This window comes from Bradyrhizobium sp. SZCCHNRI1029, assembly GCF_032487555.1.
Lineage (GTDB): Bacteria > Pseudomonadota > Alphaproteobacteria > Rhizobiales > Xanthobacteraceae > Bradyrhizobium.
In genome coordinates, this window is sequence record NZ_JAUEUK010000007.1 from 20,683 (window position 1) to 38,432 (window position 17,750).

Consider the following 17,750-nt stretch of genomic DNA (forward strand, 5'->3'; position numbering starts at 1 on the left):
CAGCAGGAATGCGGTCGACTACGCTCACAATCGCGCCCGAATACGCCCGATGTTCATGCGCACCCGCGGCCTAAAGAAAAACCAAAGAATGCGGCCTACACTGGATCCTACAACATCGCGCGACGATCTATCAGGTCTAACCGCCTGACTCGTACGCCATCGCCACGCGCCGCACAACGTTCGCCCGTTCAAGGGCGGCAGCGGACCGCAACGAAGAGCAACGAACGCGATCACAGAGCTCGGGAGGAGCAACGCATGCCGAAGCTGCAGCGGCGGGACTATTACGACACGGCCCGCGACATGAACTGGGCCTTCTCCTATGTCAGCGAGGAGGAGGTCTTTCCCGAGGAGCTGTCCAAGAGCTTCGGCATCCACGGCGAGCAGTGGTGGGGCTGGGACGAGCCGTACAAGCTGACCTATCGCGAGTACGTCCACAACCAGGCCGGCAAGGACGACGGCATCTACTCGATCCGCTCGACGATCGCGCGCTCCAATTTGTACGACAATCTCGATGCCGGCTGGAAGTCGGCGATCAAGGCGCATTACGGCGCCATTCCGGTTCCGGAATATTTCGCCTCGATCGGCGAGGCGCGCATGGCCCGGTTCGGCCGCGCTGCTGCCTGGCGCAACATGGCCACCTTCGGCACCCTCGACGAATGCCGCCACGGCCAGGCGCAGATCTACTTCCCCTATTGCCTGCTCGGAAAGGACCCGCAATTCGACTGGGCCCACAAGGCGATGCACACCAACGAGTGGGGCGTGATCGCGGCGCGCAGCCTGTTCGACGACATGTTCACCGCCAATGATGCGGTGTCGACGGCGATCCAGCTGACCTTCACCTTCGAGACCGGCTTCACCAACCTGCAGTTCCTCGGCATGGCCTCGGATGCGCTGCATGTCGGCGACATCGAGTTCGGTGCGCTGATTTCCTCGATCCAGACCGACGAGGCGCGGCATTCGCAGCAGGGCGAGCCGACCTTGAAGATCATGATCAACAACGGCAAGAAGGCCGAGGCACAGAACATGGTCGACCAGATGTTCTGGCGGTCGTGGAAGCTGTTCGCGCTGCTGACCGGCATCTCCATGGACTACTACACGCCACTGGAAAGCCGGACGATGTCGTTCAAGGAGTTCATGCAGGACTGGATCTGCCGGCAGTTCATGGACCAGTTCAAGGACCTCGGCATGAACGTGCCATGGTACTGGGAAAAGCACTTCCTGCCCGAGCTCGACTGGGTCCATCACGCCTATCACATGGGCGTCTGGTTCTGGCGGCCGACGGTGTGGTGGAATCCCGACGCGGGCGTGTCCGCGGCCGAGCGCGACTGGCTCGAGCAGAAATATCCCGGCTGGAACGATCGCTTCGGCAAGCTGTGGGACGTGATCGGCGACAATGTCCGCACCGGCCAGATCGAGAAGACCTATCCGGCGACGCTGCCCGTCGTCTGCAACTGCTGCCACATTCCGATCTGCAGCCCGAGCATCGGCAAGGCGCCGCGGATCACCACGCACAATGGTCGCAAGCTGAACTTCTGCTGCGAAGTCTGCGAATGGGTGTGGAAGAGCCAGCCCGAGCGCTACGACACCCATCTCTCGATCGTCGACCGATTCCTGGCCGGACACATCCAGCCGCCGACCCTCGAAGGCGCGCTGCAATATATGGGCATCACGCCCGATGTCGCCGGCAATGACGCGCAGAGCTACGCCTGGAATGGCGCGTCTCGCCTCGCGGCCGAATGATCCGCCCAGCATGAATTGACAGGCGCCGCTTACGAGCGACGCCCCCACCCGACACGATCACAGATATAACAACAAATCTGGGAGGTAAGCGTGGCCCTGTTCCCGCTCCAAGCCAACTTCCGCGGCGACTTCGTCGTCCTGCTGATCCCCGTCGACGACGGCGATAGCATGAGCATCGTGGCCGACAAGGTCGCCCAGCACGCGGTCGGACTGCGCGTCGCCGAGAAGAACGCGTCGAAATGCGTCTACTACAACGGCCGCGAGCTGCCGTCCGCGATGACGGTGGCGCAGTCCGGAATCCAGCCGATGGATTGGATCGAGGTGGCCTATGTCTGACGATGCCGACGTGACGTGGAGGCAAGTCGCGACCTTGGACGACCTTTGGGAAGGTGATTTCATCGGCGTCGAGGTCGACGGCGAGGAAGTGATCGTGATGCACCTTCCTGGCGGCGAGCTGCGTTGCTTCCAGGGCATGTGCCCGCACCAGGAGATCCTGCTGGCGGACGGCAAGGTCGATTTCGAAGCCGGCACCATCACCTGCTCGGCCCATGAGTGGGAGTTCAGCATGGATGACGGCCGCGGCCTCAACCCGCGCGACTGCCGCCTCTTCCGCTACGCGGTGAAGAAGGACGGCGAAGCGATTCTGGTCGGCGTGCCCAACGACGGACGGCTGCGCCGCCTCCGCCACAAGACCGAGCAGGACGCATAGGACAAGCCCATGACCACGACAGCAGCACCGAAACTGGTCGGCCCCGTCATCAGGGGCGTCGACGAGGACATCATCGACGCCGTGATCGCGGCGAGCGAGCAGGACAATCCGGACGTCGAGATCGTCATCGAGGACCGCGGCGGCTATGTCCGCGTCCAGGCCGACCGGAATTTCCGCCTGACGCAGAAGAGCATGCAGGCGGCGCTGGGGCGGCCATTCCGGCTCGCCGAGATCGAGCCGAGCCTGGTGTCGTTCGGCGGACGGCTCGAGTCGATGGACGACGAATGGGTCTGGACCATCCACACATAACAAATTCCGGGAGGATACGTCATGACCGCGATGACCGCGAAGCCGGCTGCGCGCAAGCAGAAGAAGACTTGGAGCCTGTGGACCGAGCGCCGGCTGCCGTCGGAATACGAGGCCGTCACCTACAAGTTCCACAGCCACTTCCGCCGCGCGCCGGCACCGTTCGAGCTGTCCGAGAACTGGTCGATCAACCAGTTCTATCTCAGGAATCGCGAAGGCTCGAGGCTCACGCTGGACGATTGGGAGGGCTATCGCGATCCCCTCACCTACACCTATCGCCGCTATGTCACTGACCAGAAGGATCGCGAGGTCTATTGCGACAACCTGATCGACGAGTTCGAGCGCCAGGACAGCTATCGCAAGCTGTCTGCGCCGTGGCTCGACTTCCTCGGCCAGGCCTATCTGCCGGTGCGTTTCCCGGGACACGCGATGCAGATGAGCGCGGCCTATGTCGCGCAGATGGCGCCGTCGGCGTTCGTGACCAACACCTTCTACTTCCAGATGGGCAACGAGATGCGGCGGGTGCAGCGCCAGGCCTATCTGGCCAAGGCGCTCGCGCTCGACACCGGACGCCCGGAGCTCGCCGACAGCGGTATTGCGCGTACCGTCTGGACGCAGGCGCCGCAATGGCAAAGTCTGCGCGAGCTGATCGAGAAGCAGCTGATCGCCTACGATTGGGGCGAAGCGTTCGTGTCCCGCAATCTGGTGCTGCGGCCGATCTTCGATCACGTCTTCAATCGCGAGATCGCCGATCTGGCGCGCACGAACGACGACGACCTGCTGGCGCTGCTACACGACGACTTCCGCAACTACGACGAAGCCTATGCGGTCGAGACCACCAAGGCCCTGGTGCGCTACGCCACCGGCAAGGTCCCGGAGCACGCGGTTCTGCTGCGGGAATGGGTCGCGAAGTGGATGCCGCTCGGCGAGCGCGCCGCGCGCGGCCTCAGCGAGGCACTTTCGACCGCGCCCGGCGCCGACGGTGCACGGGCGATCCTGGAGCGGACCATGACGGCCCAGGCAAGGCTGATCGCGGATTGTGGCTTGTAGTCTGGCGGACGCGATCGGCGTGCTGCGCCGACCGCCCAAGCCGAAAGGATGGCGTGGATGACCCGGCAACTCCGCATCGAGCCCGACGGTGTCGCGATCGACGCGGCCGGCCGTGACACCATCCTGCAGGCAGCACGACGCGGGGGCGTCGCGCTGCCTTACGAATGCGGCTGGGGCAGTTGCGGCGCCTGCAAGGTGACGCTCGTCGACGGCCAGGTCGATCTGGTCTTTCCCGGCGCGCCAGCGATCAATCCGCGCGACGCACGACGCAGCCGCATCCTGGCCTGTCAATCACGCGCGATCTCCGACGTCACGATCGCGCGTGGTCCCGGCGACTGGTCCGCGCCGACGCCGCGATGCGTCGAGCAACAGGCGATCCTGCGCGGCGTCGACGATCTCGCGCCGGAGATCCGCCAGTTCAGCTTCGAGACGGCCGAGCCGATCGACTTCCGGCCGGGTCAGTATGCGATCCTGCATCTCGGCGAAGGGCTGCGGCGCTGCTACTCGATGTGCAACCTGCCGGGCAGCACCATCCTGCAGTTCATTGCCAAGCGCTACGATGGCGGCACGGGCAGCAACGCGCTCGCCGCGTTGATCCCAGGCGCGCAGATCACCATCGAGGCGCCGTTCGGCGCCTGCACGCTGCGTCGACAGCCGGGCCGCAAGGTGTTCGTGGCGGGAGGCACCGGCATCGCGCCGATCCTGGCGATGCTGCGCGAGGCCGCGGCTGCGCGCCTCGATTTCGGATCGCCCGCGGACGTCATCTACGGCGCCCGTACACCGGCGGATCTCGCCGCCGATGACATGCTGGCGGCGGCGATCGCGCAAACGCCCCGGGCGCGCTACCTGCCCGTGGTCGAGCACGCGCCGTCCGGCTGGCCGCATGCGGCCGGCTTCGTCACCGATGTCATCCAGGGCGCAGTCCTGGATCCCGCGGCGGCCGAGTTCTACGTCGCCGGCCCGCCGGTCATGGTGAACGCGGTCAGGTCGCTGCTGCGCGCCGCCGATGTTCCGATCACGCAGGTTCATTATGACAGCTTCGGCTAGAGCAGGCGTGCGCGGTGCTGCACCCATCTGGGCGATGGCGCCTGGACTGCGCCGTCTCGCCACACGTCCCGGCAGCGCGCCGCGGCTCGCACCAACATGGCCCTGCCACCAGGTCGGCGACACCTCGCCCGCCGGATACGCCGCACAGCTCATGTCCTGCGCCTGCGCGCTGGCTGGCGTCGAAGAGGTGCCGGCGCCGATGAACGCCGCAGGCCGCGCCTTCGCGCTCGATGACATCCATGCCATGGGACAGCCGGAGGCCTTCGTGTTCGCGCCGGTGTGGCTCATCGTTCGCCCCGACGGGTCGCTGCACCTGACCTTGCGGCCGGAATGGGCGCAGAAGGTGGCTGCCAAGGGCTGGGGCACGGTGCATCCGTTCGCACGCTACATGGCGGGCGCCGTGCCGCCGCAGAGCCTCGTGGTCTACGCGCCGCGCAATCAAAGCGAGCTGGCGGTTGCGGCGCGGATCATCGCGGCCGCGCACTGCTACGCGAGCGGCCGCATCGGCGACGTCGCATTGCCCGACAGCCGGTGGTGAGCGATGAGGGAGCTCTCGGCCATGACCAATGAAGGCGACATCAGGCGGTTTCGCATACGGCTGGAACGTCCGGAGGGGACGTTCACATTCGACGCCAGATCCGACGAATATCTGCTGTACAGCATGATCGACGCCGGCATCGAGACGCCCTACATCTGCGAGCAGGGCTGGTGCCTCGCATGCGCCGCGCGCTTGGTGTCGGGCAACGTCGACCGCTCCGATGCGCTGACGGTCTACCCTCAGGACGCTGAAGCCGGCTTTCTGCTGCTGTGTTCGACCAAGCCCTGCTCGGATCTGGTCCTGATGCTCGACGAGCGCCAGACCCGACGGGACATGATGCAACACCGGATCGAGCACAATCAGTTGGCGCGAGCCTATCCGCCCGGCGCACGTCTCCGGTTTCGCCGCGGACGCGCTAAGGCGCGAGTCGACGCGTGCACCCGTTCAGCAACAGGGACTCGAACAGATGAGCCGGCGACATCCGCTCAGATGGGGCTGATTGGATCAAAACCAAAATAGCGTTCTTTTGCATAGTATGAGTTGGCGACCATCAAAGCCGCAGAAGGTGAAGCTGGTTCTATCACTGGCGCATTCGTTTGTTGGGTCCGGGCTGGGTCGGCCGCCAGCGCAGCTCTGAACTCGAACGATCCACGGCATCCGACGAGCTGCTTCAGAACAGCCTCGAACGATCGTCTCTGCGTCAGCGCAACACGGGTTCTCTCAATCGTCCTTGCCAAGGGTCAAGCGCCATCGCTTTCATTTCGGGGCCTGAGGAGGTCACACAAGACCGCTTCAAGTTGAGTGGCGCATCCCTCGTCATTCGTCCAGCAGATCCAAGAACTGTTCGACCCGTCGTAAAGCAGGTTCATCGCTGCGCCCGGGATAGACGACGCGATCGCCCTCGCGCTGCAGTGACCGCGAGCGTAATTTACCGATCCTCCCTGCGAGCATCGTTGCAGCAATCGCATCCGGGCCGACATCGAGACGCATGATCCCCCGTTGCCTGCAACTTATCCTGAGCTTGGCGACAGCAAAGAAATTGCTGGCCTCGGAGGGCAGCTTGCCGAATCGGCGGTGCGTTTCATCCTCGAGCTCCTCCAGCTCGTCATCACTCCGGCACCGGGCGGCTCGAGCGTAGATCTCCAGCCTGACCGCCTCCGATTGCACATAGCTCGAGGGAAGCAGCTCAGGGATGGGAAGATTCAACTCAGGGATCCAGAGCGCGGACATTCCATCGCGGTCTCCCTCCAGGGCAAGCGTAAGAAGGTGGCCATAGAGCGTCGGTCCGAACACCTGCATGTGGCCGGATTGTCGATCGGAGCGCAGGTCGCCGCCGCCGCGGAGATCGAGGTCGCGAGCGCTGATCGCGAAGCCAGCGCCCGGACGGCTCAATTCCTCGAGAACGGAAAGCCGCTTTTCCGAGCGTTCGGAGCCGCCTTCCGTCAGGAAATGTGCAAACGCCCGGATGCCGCCCCGTCCTACTCGCCCCCTCAGCTGATGCAATTGTGCCAGGCCGAATTTTTCGGGCCAGCACACAACGATGGTGTTGGCACGTGGGATATCGAGGCCACTTTCCACGATGTTGGTCGCAAGTAGTACATCGGCACGGCCTTCGACGAACCCCATCAATCTCTCGTCAATCTCGTCCGTCGGCATCTTGCCGTGAATGGCAATGATACGTAATTCCGGCGCCAGCGCATGGATCCTGGCGAGCATGGGATCGAGATCCTGGATCCGCGGACAAACGACAAAACTCTGACCGTTACGTCTGTGCTCACGAACCAGCGCAGCGGCGATAGCGATGTCCGAAAGCGGTGCCACCTTGGTGGCAACCGGAACACGATGGACCGGCGGGGTTGCGATCACGCTGAGATCCCTCAAGCCCGTCAAGCCGGCCGCAAGTGTGCGGGGGATCGGCGTCGCACTCATCCAGAGCCGGTGGCCGTTCTTATTGAGGCCCGACAGCATGGCTTTCTCGGCAGCGCCGAAATGCTGCTCCTCGTCAATGATGATCAGGCCAAGTTCGGCGAATCTCACCTCCTTGGATGCGAGCGCGAGGGTCCCGACGACGACCCTGAGTTCTCCGCTCTTGAGGCGCTCCCTTACCTCCCGCGCTTCGGCGGTCGAGGCAACCCGCGACAGGTTTCCAACATCGATGCCAAGAGGCGCAAAGCGCTTGCGGAAGGTTTCGACATGCTGTCGTGCCAGCACTGTCGTCGGCACGACGATAGCGACCTGCTTTCCGGCCAGCACGGCAGCTGCCGCTGCGCGCAGCGCCACCTCGGTTTTGCCAAAGCCGACGTCTCCACAGACGATCCGGTCCATCGGGTGCCCCGATGCAAGATCATCCAGAACGTCGCGGATGGCCCTCGCCTGATCGGAGGTGGTGAAATAGGGAAACCGCGCGACGAACTTCTCATAGACAGCAGGGCGCGGCACGAGCTTCGGAGCCGGGCGCCGCCGGCGCTGACTCATCTGCTTGGCCAGCTCCTTTGCGACCACGTGAATCTCCGTCTCGGCAGCAGCTCGCCGCGGCCGCCACGAGCTGCCGTCGGCCTTGTCCAGCGAGGTGTCTCCGAGCTCAGCGGCGTAGGGCCAGATCAGCGCCAATTCTGCGAGAGGAACGAGAACGGCGTCGTTTCCGGCGAATACCAACCTGACCATCTCGCGCGCCGAAAGATCTCCCGTGCCCATGGATCTCAAGCCGCCAAGGCGTGCGAGTCCACGTTGCAGATGAACGACCACGGATCCGAGTTCGGGGAGATCTCCCGAATCGAAGCCGGGCGTCCATGCCCAGTTCATCGGTTGCGGTTGGTGTGCCCTGCTGCCGAGCACGTCGGCAGCAGTGATGACCACGAGGGGCTTCTTTCCAGGAACGACAAAGCCCGCATCGAAGCCTGCCAACAATGCGGCCTGCTGCCTGCCCCTTGCGGTCGCGTGCGTCCAATCGGGCACGCATTCGGCCTTGATAGCGCTCATCCGGGCCATCACACGCAAATCAGCTTCGACCGCAGCGACGAAAAGCACACGTGCGCTTCCGCGCTGGGCTTCCTCGATAAATGCACGGAGTGCCTTCCGCGGAGAGGCTGCCTTGTAGAACTCTGGCGTCGCACGATACGGAGTGGTTGGCGGCAACACAGTGATCTTCCTGGCCGCCAGCTCCCATTCGCGTCGGCTGAGATAGGCACGGTCACGCTCACTGCGGGCGGCCGCATCCTCGATCGTGCTCAACCAGGTGTCGGCGTGCCTGGGCACGGTGCTGTCGGCGATCCATTTGGCGCGTGCACAATAGTCCAATAGGCTGGACCTTCTTCGAGCCCGGCCCGTGAACGCCAGCCGCTCGGACATCGGGTCAATTAGGAGTTCCTTCGTTTCGGAAATCACCTCCTGGTCTATCGGATTGATCGCTGCAATACGCCGGATTCTCCCTCCGGAATGCTCTATCCTAAAAGGTCCGAACGCGCCGGCCGGGAAGATCTCGAAGGTGTTGCCGTGAAACAAAACTCCACCGGGATAATCCGGACTGTCGTCCAGGTCGTACCCGAGAGCTTTCAGACAGGCCTCAAGGTCTTCCTCGGAAAAGACGGCCCCGGTCCGAAGGGGAAATCCGATACGAGACCAGTTCGCAGGCAACGGCAGGAGCTCCATTATGGCCTCCGCCGTCGCGATCAGCAGGATCGGCTTTTTGGCCCTGGCAAGGCGTCTCAAGACGGAGCTCCGCCGGCCCGCGATATCACGTGAAGGCTCAAGCTGATCGAACGGAAGCGTATTCAAACGGGGATAGACGAGCACATCACAGGCCGGCTCGATAACTGGGATGATCGAACCCAACAGCTCGGCTCGGCTCTCATTTTCGGCGAGAAACACAAGTCCGCCCCGGCCCGAAGCGCGCCATCGCGCGGTAAGATACAGCGCCAACATGCCCAGTGGCGACGAGGAGGAAATGCCAGTCCGGATCGGAGCCTTCGTCGTTGCCGCAACAGATGTCTTCTTCCGCGGGGCGGCCTTTGGTGACGCGGAGCGCTTTGCTGATGTGTTCTTGCGCGGCGTTGAGCCACGGGGCGTACGAAGAGCAGTGGTCACTGAATTCTCGTGCTGAATTGACGAATGCGAGGCAAGCCTGCGAATCTTTGTCGAGCTTTAGCGGATTCGACGGCTTCAAGGGATCCAAACTTCGGAGCGTCGATCACCGTTCTCCCCTTAAGTGCGACGGTGTCACCAACCAGCACCATCGTCGCGCTCCACGTGCAGACTGGGGGTGCATGACAACCATGACGCAGAGATTCGTTCTTGAATGACCATGGTACGAGCGCGGTGATAAGCGTGATTACCGCCTTGGTGACTGGGCTGCACAGAATTCATGAGCCCGGCTGAGACGGGCTGCGGTGGGACTACCCATCACCAGGTTTGAGCAGAGCCGGCGGTTGCCGTGCTATGAGCGATCCCGCGTGATCTCTGCCCTTATGGATATGGGCCTCTGCCGAAGATGCTCAAGCCGCAACGTACGATAACGCAGTGACCCTCGATTCGGCACAATCAAGGCGAACTTCTTCGCGCTCAATCTTGAACGGCGTTCCTCGTGCTCGCTCTCCGTTGCTCCTATGTCATGAAGGAAGCGCTGAGGTTGAGAACGGATCTTCGGATATTCACACTTGCTGGCCGCTACGTAATCTTGGGGCGCCGCGCGTCTGCCGTCGCGCGAGAAATTCCCGACTTGGCAATGACGCGCGCCCGTTCAACCCTCAATCTCCGGCGGCCGCGCCACCGCTATATTTCGACGGTGACGTTTCATGCGTTCATGCCTTCCGCTTCGGAAGGATCGCGTCGAAAGCGAGCTTGCTCGACCGCTCGCCGCGATCGGTCTCCTTGCGGATGCCGAGCCAGACGAAAGTGCGGCCGTTGTACCAGCGCGTGCGCTGGAAGCTCTGGGTGACACGAATGCCCGCGCGCGGCACCTCCTCCTCATGAAGATTGTAGCCCTGCTGCTGCGGGAGGTCGAGACCGTGGCGCAGCAGATCGGTGCGAGGTTCGACGCGCACCGGCGGATCCGGGTCACGGTCGATGACCCGCAGCATTGCGGCGCGACGCAGTTGGATCTCGCGGCTGTCGTTGTCGATGTGCACCGGGATGAATGGGATCCAGTTCTCCGGCATCTCGCTCATCAGCCGATAGCGGATCGCGGCGTCGTTCTCGATCGGCGGCGCAGGTGGTGGGTCCGGCGGCAGGCTCTCCTCCACCAGGCGACGGAAATAGCGGCGGGTGTCGAGCGCAGCGCTGCGCCCGCTCTTGCTGTCGCCCGAAGCCAACATCACCCGCGACTCGACACCCCACACCATGTTGGCCATCTCGTCGCGGAACAGTTCCACCGACTCCAGCGGCTCGCTCTCCTGGATCTTCGGCACGCTGGGCACGATGAACAGGCTGAGATCGGCGGGAATGTCGTCGCTCCCCTTCGTCGCCAGTGTAAACATCGACCAGCGTTGCCAATCGGCGTCCGTGCCCTTGCCCGCGGCTTCAACCCAGATCCGCTCGCCGAAGACGTTGGTCACGCTCATGCCGGCGACCCGGGTGATCGCCCCGGCCGGCACGGTGAACGGCATCAGGAACCAATCGTTGGCGTAGACGAGGCCGAATTCGATCAGCAGCAGCTTGTTGACGTCCGTCGTCTCCGGATCGATGTCGCCGAAATTCGTTCGTCCCTCCTCAAAGGTCCACCAGCGTGTGTTCGGCATCCCGTCGAACTGGATCGGCGCCGGGATGAACGACGCCGTAAAGGTCGTCTCGACGGCGGCCGGCGGCGGCGCGTCCGCGAGGTCACCGAGTCCTGCGCCGGAGGCGTCGACGTCGAAGTTGTACCAGTCGAGATGCCCCTGGAAGTATTCGTCGGCGACCACGAGCTTCTCGCCGCCCGCCTTGGGCGCCGACGCTGCAAAGGCGTATTCGAGGCGATCGGGCAGCCAGGCATCGGCGGCACCCGCGGCGGGCTGGTAGAACGCCTCCCGGTACCACCCAAGGAATTCCGCCTCCGCCGTCTCGATCGCAGCGGCGCTGGCCGGATTGCCGAGCACGACGAGGTCGTGCGCGTGATTGCCGGGCGCGGCCGTCAGATGCTCGACGAGGTCGGAGCCGTCCATCGACCGTCCGGCCAGCGCCGCCATCGTCTGCCAGGCTTCGCGATGGGCGGCGACCGGCGCATCGGCCTTGAGCGCCGGATCTGGCATGGCGACCGGCAGCGCCGCGATGAATTGCTGGGCAAGCCCCGGCTCGATGCCGGCGACGAGCTTCAGCCAGCGCCGGCCCAGGGCGATGCGGAGATCGAACGCGATCTTCTGGCCGGCGAGACGGAACGGGATCGGCCGCCGCTCGACCTTGGCTTCGAGCGGCACGTCGTCGGCGAACGCCTCCGGCGGATTGCCGGCCGCGCGGTATTTCGTCAGTTCGGTGGTCTCGATGTGCACCTTGGCGACGACGGGCGAGCCGGCGTCGTCGCCCTGAAACTCGCCCATCTGCCACTGCTTCGTCAGCAGCCACAGCGGATCACGGACCTCGGCCTTGAGCGCGCGGTCGAAATCGTGCGTGCGTGGACGGCCCTCGAGCCTGTTCCACAACGTGATGGTGGGCAGCTTCACCTTGCCGGAGAACACGGCGGAGAGGTTCTGAACCGCGACATAGTCAGCCATTGCCCGTCTCCGTCTCGGCCAGCACCGCGGCGAGGTTGTTGTTGAAAGCGAAGTTGAGCGAGGCCGTGATCGGATGGAAGGCCACGGCGGACACCAGCGCCGGCAGGAAGCGGGCATAGGCGGTCGTGTCGACGTGGTCGGGCTCGATCGCGCGCTTCTTGGCGAGGTCCATCGTCTCGCGTACCGTGTCGACGAGATCCTGCCACTGCCACGAGCCGACAAATTTCGGCGGCAGCGCCAGCAGCAGAGTCTGCGGCGGTTCGGCGTTTGGCCGGTCGAAGTGGAACGCCAGACCGGTATCCTCGGTCGGGCGCGGGATCACTTCGGTCCACTCGTCGAGCAACAGCCCGAGTTGCCGCCGCGCCGGATCGAAGCTTTCGGCGAAATGCGCGGTATAGAGCAGCTTGTCCTCGTCGATCACGAACGGCTTTCCGTCGGCATCGGTCTCCGGGAATTCGAGTCCGAGCCACGGCAACTCGGGGCGATGCGGAAATTGCAGCGCCTGCAGCGCGACGCCCGCCCCCGTGAACGCGTCGGCGAGGTGCTGCGAAGCTTCCAGATCGTGCAGCTTCGACCGCACCCGCGCGACGCCCGTGAACCAGTCGTCGAGCGGAAAGCGGCGTCCGATCGTCGTCTTGAGGAACCCGAGAATGGTCTCGTCCGCCTGCGCGCCCGGGCCCCAGGCGTTGCTCCATTCACCGGCCTGCGCCGCTGGCAGACCGAAATCCGGAACGATCTTGAAATCTTCGCCGAACAGCAGCTTCGCCGCCGCGGTCAACGCCTCGATCTTGTTCTTCGCCTCCGCCGCGTCATCGTATTGATCGAGCCGGGCCTGGATCGCCGGCAGCCGCGTCGTCAGTTCGGGCGCGAGCGCGGCGGTGCGCTTCGCCATGTCCTCTGCGAGTGCGACGATCGCCGTGCGCTGTGCCGCGATGTCGATCGCCGCCGCGTCGAACGCGGCGTTCGCAGCCTTCGACGCCTCGATGCCGTCATGCAAGGCGGCGAGATCGGACGCATTGTCGTAGAGCATGATCAGAACGGCGCGCTGTCCAACGAAGGCGGCGCGCTTGCCGCTCATGAGATCGTCGCGGAAATCGTCCGGCTGCGCCGGTAGAGGGTCGGTCGCCGTGGTCGCGATCAGCTTTTCGGCCACCCGCAGCGCCAGGAACTTCGCCGCGTCCGGCGCGCCGGAATCAGCGTCGTAGGCGAGTATGCGTGCGTCGAACTCGGCGAGTTGCCTGGTCCATCGAGCGATGTAGCCGGCGAGTACGGCGTGCAACTGGGAGAAGATCCGCCGCCGGTCGGCGTAGACGGCACCGGTACCGGTCTGCAACGCCGCGAATGGACCGAGACCCTGCATCACCGATACGAAGCCGGTGATCGTCTGCTCGATCTCCGTGGCGATCTGGGCCTCCTGCTTGGCGTCGAGGCGGGCCTGCAGCGCCGTACGGAAGGCGTCGAGATCCGCAAGCCGCGCGGCGAGCAGATCGCGCGGCAGCGTTGCCCGCTCGCGCGCGAGCGCCGCGTCGAGATCGACCGCCTCGTTCGCCTCGCCGGCCATCGCCATGTCGCTCGCCTTGAGCGGACGTGAACGCAGTAGCAGGCTTCTGAGATGCCGCACCAACGCCGACAGTTCGAACAGCGGCACATGCCCGGCGATCGCCGCGATCCTCTCGCGGTAGGCGATCGTCAGCATTGCGTCCGGGCGCGGTGCATGGACGGCGATCACATGCGCTTCGATCAGATCGTCGAGCGCCTTGGCGGCTGGATCGTTGTCCGGATCGAGCAGATACAGCAGGTCGATCGGCAGCAGGCCGAGATCGGCCTGCGTCACGTTGTAGGTGACGGAGGAGAGATCGAGCGGGTCGGTGACCGTCACCGAGCAGGCGACCGCCGCCGGCGGCGGCAGAATGCCCGCGAGCCAGGCGTTGAGCGCTGGCTCCGCCTTCGCCCGCGGCGATGTCAGCGCGCCATCGTTCGGGTCGAGCCCGGCCTTGAGATGCAGCGCCACCCGATGGGTCAGCGTCACCCCCGACCGCGGCGTGCGCACCACGTCGGGGGTCGCCGGGAATTTTCCCTTGGAGTAGGTGTCGAGCACGGCGCCGGCGCGGTCGTAGTTGCCCTGCACCACCTGATGCACGCTCTCTGCCATCGCGAGGTCGGCGACCGCGTCGGCGATGTCGGCAATCCGCGCGGCCTCGGCGGTGATCGCCGCGGCCTGCTGCGGGCTCGCCGCCGGCAGGTCGGCATCGTGGCCGAACGGGTAGCTGCTCACGCCGCTGGTCTTGATGTGCTCGACCAAAGCAAGGCCGTCGATGACGTTGCGCGCCTCCACCCGGTTGATCCGCAGTCGCCGACCGAACGCGTCGAGCCGGCCGGTACGCGTCGGAGTCAGCCGGTCGCCGACCAGCGGGAACACCTTGCGGAGGTCGTAGATGAACCCGTCCACTTCGACGTCGTGGCGGTCGTGCAGGCCGCGCTCGAACTGGTAGCCGAGCAGCGCGCCGAGGCTCTGCTCGCCCTTCATTCCCTCGATGATCGACAGCGCGATGCGGACTCGTTCCGAGCTGAGATTGACGGCGAGGCTGCCGGGATTGTCGGGCGTGGCGTTGGACAGATAGCCGTTGCGCAGCACCGCGGCGGTCACCGCTTGGTTCAGCGACGGCGCGTGGATGTAGCCCTGGTTGCTGCGGTCGCGCATCAGCGGCGGCGCATCCGGATCGGCGAAGATCGCCGCGAGGTTTGCCGGCAGTTCGACCGCCGTCAGCTTCTTGAACTCCGGCTTGACGTTCTCGAGCCAGCCATAGGCGCCGAGATAGATTCCGGTCTTCGCCTCGCCGGCCGGTGCGCCCGGCTGAGCGGTCCCCCGGCCGGCACCGTGCGGATAGCGCATCCGTTCCAGTTGGCGGCTCATGATGCCGCCGTACCAGGCGTCGAACCGGTAGGTGCAGAGGTCGAGATGCTCGACGAACACCCGTTCAAGAACCGCCGTCGGGGACCTCTTCAGCCGTTCGAGCGCATCGAGCTGGCGCTTGAGATACGCGGTGGCGACCATCGAGGTCAGCACCGTCGGGATGAACTCGCCGACCGTCCTCAGTCCCGTTCCGGTGACCGCGGCGTCGCTGCGGTGGAGGTAGCGCCAGCGGCTGCCGCCGGCCGCAGCCGGCACGGCGAGGCTCGCCTCCTCGACCTGAAAGAACTTCGGCTCGCGCCGCGCCGCCTTCAACTCGGTCTCGCCGATCAGCCCGGCATTGAAGAACAGGCGGATGCTGGTCTCGACGAAGCTCAGGTCGAGCGCGTGATGCAGCATGAGATACAGCAGCGCGTTCGGGCGCTGGGTGAAGCCCTGCTGCAGCCGCAGCGCATCGTGTGAGGTCGCCGCAGCCTTGATCAGCCAGCCGATGTAGTTGTCGCCGCCGGCGGTGTAGGCGCGGATCTGCTCGGTCTCCGACAACGGACGGTCGTCGATCAGCGGGCCCTTGAGCTGGTTGGGCGCCTTGAGAAAGAGTTTCTCGAGGATGTCCGGCACCTCGATCCCCTCGGGCGGCGTGTAGCCGAGCTGCTTCAGCAGATCGAGCCCGCTTCCGACATAGCCCGCGGCGAGCAGGAGCGCGACCAAGGCGCCGCCCGCCCCCTGCATCGCGAGGCGGTTGTACAGTTCCTTGAAGCTTTCGGCGAAGCGTTGCTGGAATTCCACCGATCCGGCGTGCAGGCCGAGGACATCGAGCAATATCTGATGACGGTCGCCGCCCGGCTTGCCGATGTAGGACACCCGCGACATCAGCGGCTCCAGATCGGCCTCGACCTTGCGCAGCAACTGATACAACCGCGTCAGGAACCGTAATTCCGGATCGTCCGGCGCGTGCGCGGCTCCGACTGCGACGTTCGCCCCCGCGAAGATCCACTGGATGCGCGAGCGCGGCGTCGCCGGCAGGATGCCGTAGGGCTGACGACCGACGCGGATCGTGGGCATCGGCCCGCGTGCCGACACGTGCCGGACGAAGAAGTCGCGGGTCCGCTCCACCGTCGAATCGTCGAAGACCGGATGAAGCATGCTCTCCATGAAATAACCGAGCGTGGCCGGCCACAGCGCCGTGTTCATGGCGCGGGCGTCGTTGACGTCGTGGCGATGGTAGAAGGGGATCACCGCCAGCGCGGCCGGATCGAGACCGAGCGTGGCGGCGAGGCAGCGTCCGTCTGTCCGCTCGAACCATCCGTCGGGGTCCAGGGGCGGAGTGCCGAAGTAGTGATCGAAGCTGACGTCGGACTCCTCGCGCCAGCTGTAGGCGGCGCCCTCGCCCTCGACGTTGTTGGTCGGCTGGCCCTGCGGCAGGATCGAGAACCCGGCCTTCGACTGATGATGATGGGCGAACAACTGCTCCAGCGCGACCCGGCCGGCGTCTGCATCGGCCCCGAGCCGTACACCGAGCACCATCAACTGATCGAAGCCGCGGCGGAAGGCGAGCGGCGTTAGCGGCACCCGGAATCCCATGCCGATCTCGACGGCGCGGTCGAAGTTGCGCACCCATTCGAGCTCCGGACCGAACGTGATGTCGTCGCCGTCGTGCGCGACCGACGCGTCGTCCGTTCCGGTCGGCGACGGCGTGACCGGCAGCGGCGACGGAATCGGTTTTCCGAGTTGCTCGAGTTCGAGCGTTCCGCCGTTGTAGCCGAGCAGGACGAGACGATCAGGCAAGGTCCGCGCGGTCGCCGGCTGCGACCAGCCGGTCTCGCGCATCGGCGTGGCGTCCGCGGCGGGAAACTCCAGATACGCGGCGATGACCGTGGTGGTCGCGCGGTCCGCGCCCTCGGGCGGCGCGTCGGCGAGATTCCGCGGCCGGTACGCCTCACGGACCGCCGCGGCGCGCTCGGCCCCGAGCGCGTTGTCGAGCGCGGCGATCGCGTCCGTCTGCGCGGCCACGTCCGTGCCGGCGCGCCACAGCGCGATCCAGAATGCGCTGACCGTACCTCGCTCGGGATCGGCCAGCGGCGCGCTGGTCACCACCGTCAGGATCACGGTCGGCACGCCTTCCACCCTGGCCGGTCGCGCCGCCTCGTTGAGCGGACGATGAGTCTGGGTCACGTAGTAGGACCGCCCCGAGCCCTGTCCGCTCACGAGCGTTCGCCAGGCGGCCCGCTCCCCGGCGGTGTCGTGGTTCGCCCGCCAGACGTCGGCCCAATAGGCCTGGACGCGCTTCACCTCGTCTTCCGACAACGCTTCCTCGAAGCTGTCGACGGCGATGTCGTCCGGATAAACCCGGACCCACAGCTCGTCGCGGTCGCCGCCGAATTCCGCCACCTGCTTGAAGCGCGTTTCGATCCGCAGCGGCATCAGCAGGATCGGCGTCTGATCGGACAGCAGGCCGATGTTGCGGCGTGGGTCGGTGAAGTTCGCAAACAGCCCGATATTGCGGACCACTTCGTCCTTCGCCGCCTTCAGCGCGCCGCCCAGCCGCTCGATCTCGGAGGCCGCCGCCTTGGTCTCCTTGTCGATCGCCGCCAGCGCCGGATCATCGGCGCCCTTGCTGACGCGCGCGGCCCGTGCGCGGTCGCGGATCAGCCGCGCGCGGGTGTGGCGAAGTCGGCCGATCTCGCGCGACGTCGCATCGGCCGCGGCGCGCGACGCTTCCAGCTCCTTGCGGATATCATCGAACTCGGACATTTCGCCTCCGCCGCCCCC

Annotated in this window: 11 protein-coding genes; 8 read left to right on the forward strand and 3 right to left on the reverse strand. The window is 65.3% G+C overall.

All coding sequences use genetic code 11. The features are described from left to right. Positions 1–255: 255 nt before the first annotated feature. The 8 genes from QW861_RS20220 (at position 256) to QW861_RS20255 (ending at position 5,909) form a co-directional block, all read left to right on the forward strand. Positions 256–1,740, forward strand: coding sequence for an aromatic/alkene/methane monooxygenase hydroxylase/oxygenase subunit alpha (locus QW861_RS20220; protein WP_315751472.1), 1,485 nt, complete (start codon positions 256–258; stop codon positions 1,738–1,740). Positions 1,741–1,830: 90 nt separating this feature from the next. Then, a complete protein-coding gene (locus QW861_RS20225; protein WP_315716251.1) occupies positions 1,831–2,076 on the forward strand; it encodes a toluene-4-monooxygenase system B family protein in 246 nt (81 codons plus the stop codon). Positions 2,077–2,086: 10 nt separating this feature from the next. After that, the gene (locus QW861_RS20230) at positions 2,087–2,449 is read left to right on the forward strand and encodes a Rieske 2Fe-2S domain-containing protein (RefSeq protein WP_315751470.1); all 363 of its coding nucleotides are present in this window, start codon (positions 2,087–2,089) and stop codon (positions 2,447–2,449) included. Between the two features lie 9 nt (positions 2,450–2,458). Next, on the forward strand, positions 2,459–2,758 hold the full coding sequence (locus tag QW861_RS20235) for an MmoB/DmpM family protein (RefSeq protein ID WP_315716254.1): 300 nt from the start codon (positions 2,459–2,461) through the stop codon (positions 2,756–2,758). Between the two features lie 21 nt (positions 2,759–2,779). Then, positions 2,780–3,805 carry a toluene hydroxylase gene (locus tag QW861_RS20240; RefSeq protein ID WP_315751468.1) on the forward strand — a complete coding sequence of 342 codons (1,026 nt, stop codon included), beginning with the start codon at positions 2,780–2,782 and terminating at the stop codon, positions 3,803–3,805. A 57-nt stretch (positions 3,806–3,862) separates the two neighbouring features. Further along, on the forward strand, positions 3,863–4,852 hold the full coding sequence (locus QW861_RS20245; protein WP_315751466.1) for a 2Fe-2S iron-sulfur cluster binding domain-containing protein: 990 nt from the start codon (positions 3,863–3,865) through the stop codon (positions 4,850–4,852). Between the two features lie 7 nt (positions 4,853–4,859). Beyond that, a complete protein-coding gene (locus QW861_RS20250; protein WP_315751464.1) occupies positions 4,860–5,390 on the forward strand; it encodes a luciferase family protein in 531 nt (176 codons plus the stop codon). A 21-nt stretch (positions 5,391–5,411) separates the two neighbouring features. After that, positions 5,412–5,909 (forward strand): 2Fe-2S iron-sulfur cluster binding domain-containing protein, encoded by a 498-nt coding sequence (locus QW861_RS20255; RefSeq protein ID WP_315751462.1) that lies wholly within the window; start codon positions 5,412–5,414, stop codon positions 5,907–5,909. A 297-nt stretch (positions 5,910–6,206) separates the two neighbouring features. Here QW861_RS20255 and QW861_RS20260 read toward each other — a convergent pair whose 3' ends face one another. The 3 genes from QW861_RS20260 to QW861_RS20270 form a co-directional block, all read right to left on the reverse strand. Beyond that, positions 6,207–9,311: a DEAD/DEAH box helicase gene (locus tag QW861_RS20260; RefSeq protein ID WP_316193439.1), complete on the reverse strand. Its 3,105-nt coding sequence runs from the start codon at positions 9,309–9,311 to the stop codon at positions 6,207–6,209. A gap of 875 nt (positions 9,312–10,186) precedes the next feature. After that, positions 10,187–12,070, reverse strand: coding sequence for a hypothetical protein (locus QW861_RS20265; RefSeq protein ID WP_315751458.1), 1,884 nt, complete (start codon positions 12,068–12,070; stop codon positions 10,187–10,189). Beyond that, on the reverse strand, positions 12,063–17,732 hold the full coding sequence (locus QW861_RS20270; RefSeq protein ID WP_315751456.1) for a hypothetical protein: 5,670 nt from the start codon (positions 17,730–17,732) through the stop codon (positions 12,063–12,065). The genes QW861_RS20265 and QW861_RS20270 overlap by 8 nt, the downstream gene beginning before the upstream one ends. Positions 17,733–17,750: the final 18 nt, after the last annotated feature.

Bases quoted from the DNA above. Each gene is read 5' to 3' on its own strand.
- QW861_RS20220 (WP_315751472.1), top strand. From the start codon at position 256: ATGCCGAAGCTGCAGCGGCGGGACTATTACGACACGGCCCGCGACATG.
- QW861_RS20235 (WP_315716254.1), top strand. From the start codon at position 2,459: ATGACCACGACAGCAGCACCGAAACTGGTCGGCCCCGTCATCAGGGGC.
- QW861_RS20240 (WP_315751468.1), top strand. From the start codon at position 2,780: ATGACCGCGATGACCGCGAAGCCGGCTGCGCGCAAGCAGAAGAAGACT.
- QW861_RS20245 (WP_315751466.1), top strand. From the start codon at position 3,863: ATGACCCGGCAACTCCGCATCGAGCCCGACGGTGTCGCGATCGACGCG.
- QW861_RS20255 (WP_315751462.1), top strand. From the start codon at position 5,412: ATGACCAATGAAGGCGACATCAGGCGGTTTCGCATACGGCTGGAACGT.
- QW861_RS20260 (WP_316193439.1), bottom strand. From the start codon at position 9,311: ATGTTGGCGCTGTATCTTACCGCGCGATGGCGCGCTTCGGGCCGGGGC.
- QW861_RS20265 (WP_315751458.1), bottom strand. From the start codon at position 12,070: ATGGCTGACTATGTCGCGGTTCAGAACCTCTCCGCCGTGTTCTCCGGC.
- QW861_RS20270 (WP_315751456.1), bottom strand. From the start codon at position 17,732: ATGTCCGAGTTCGATGATATCCGCAAGGAGCTGGAAGCGTCGCGCGCC.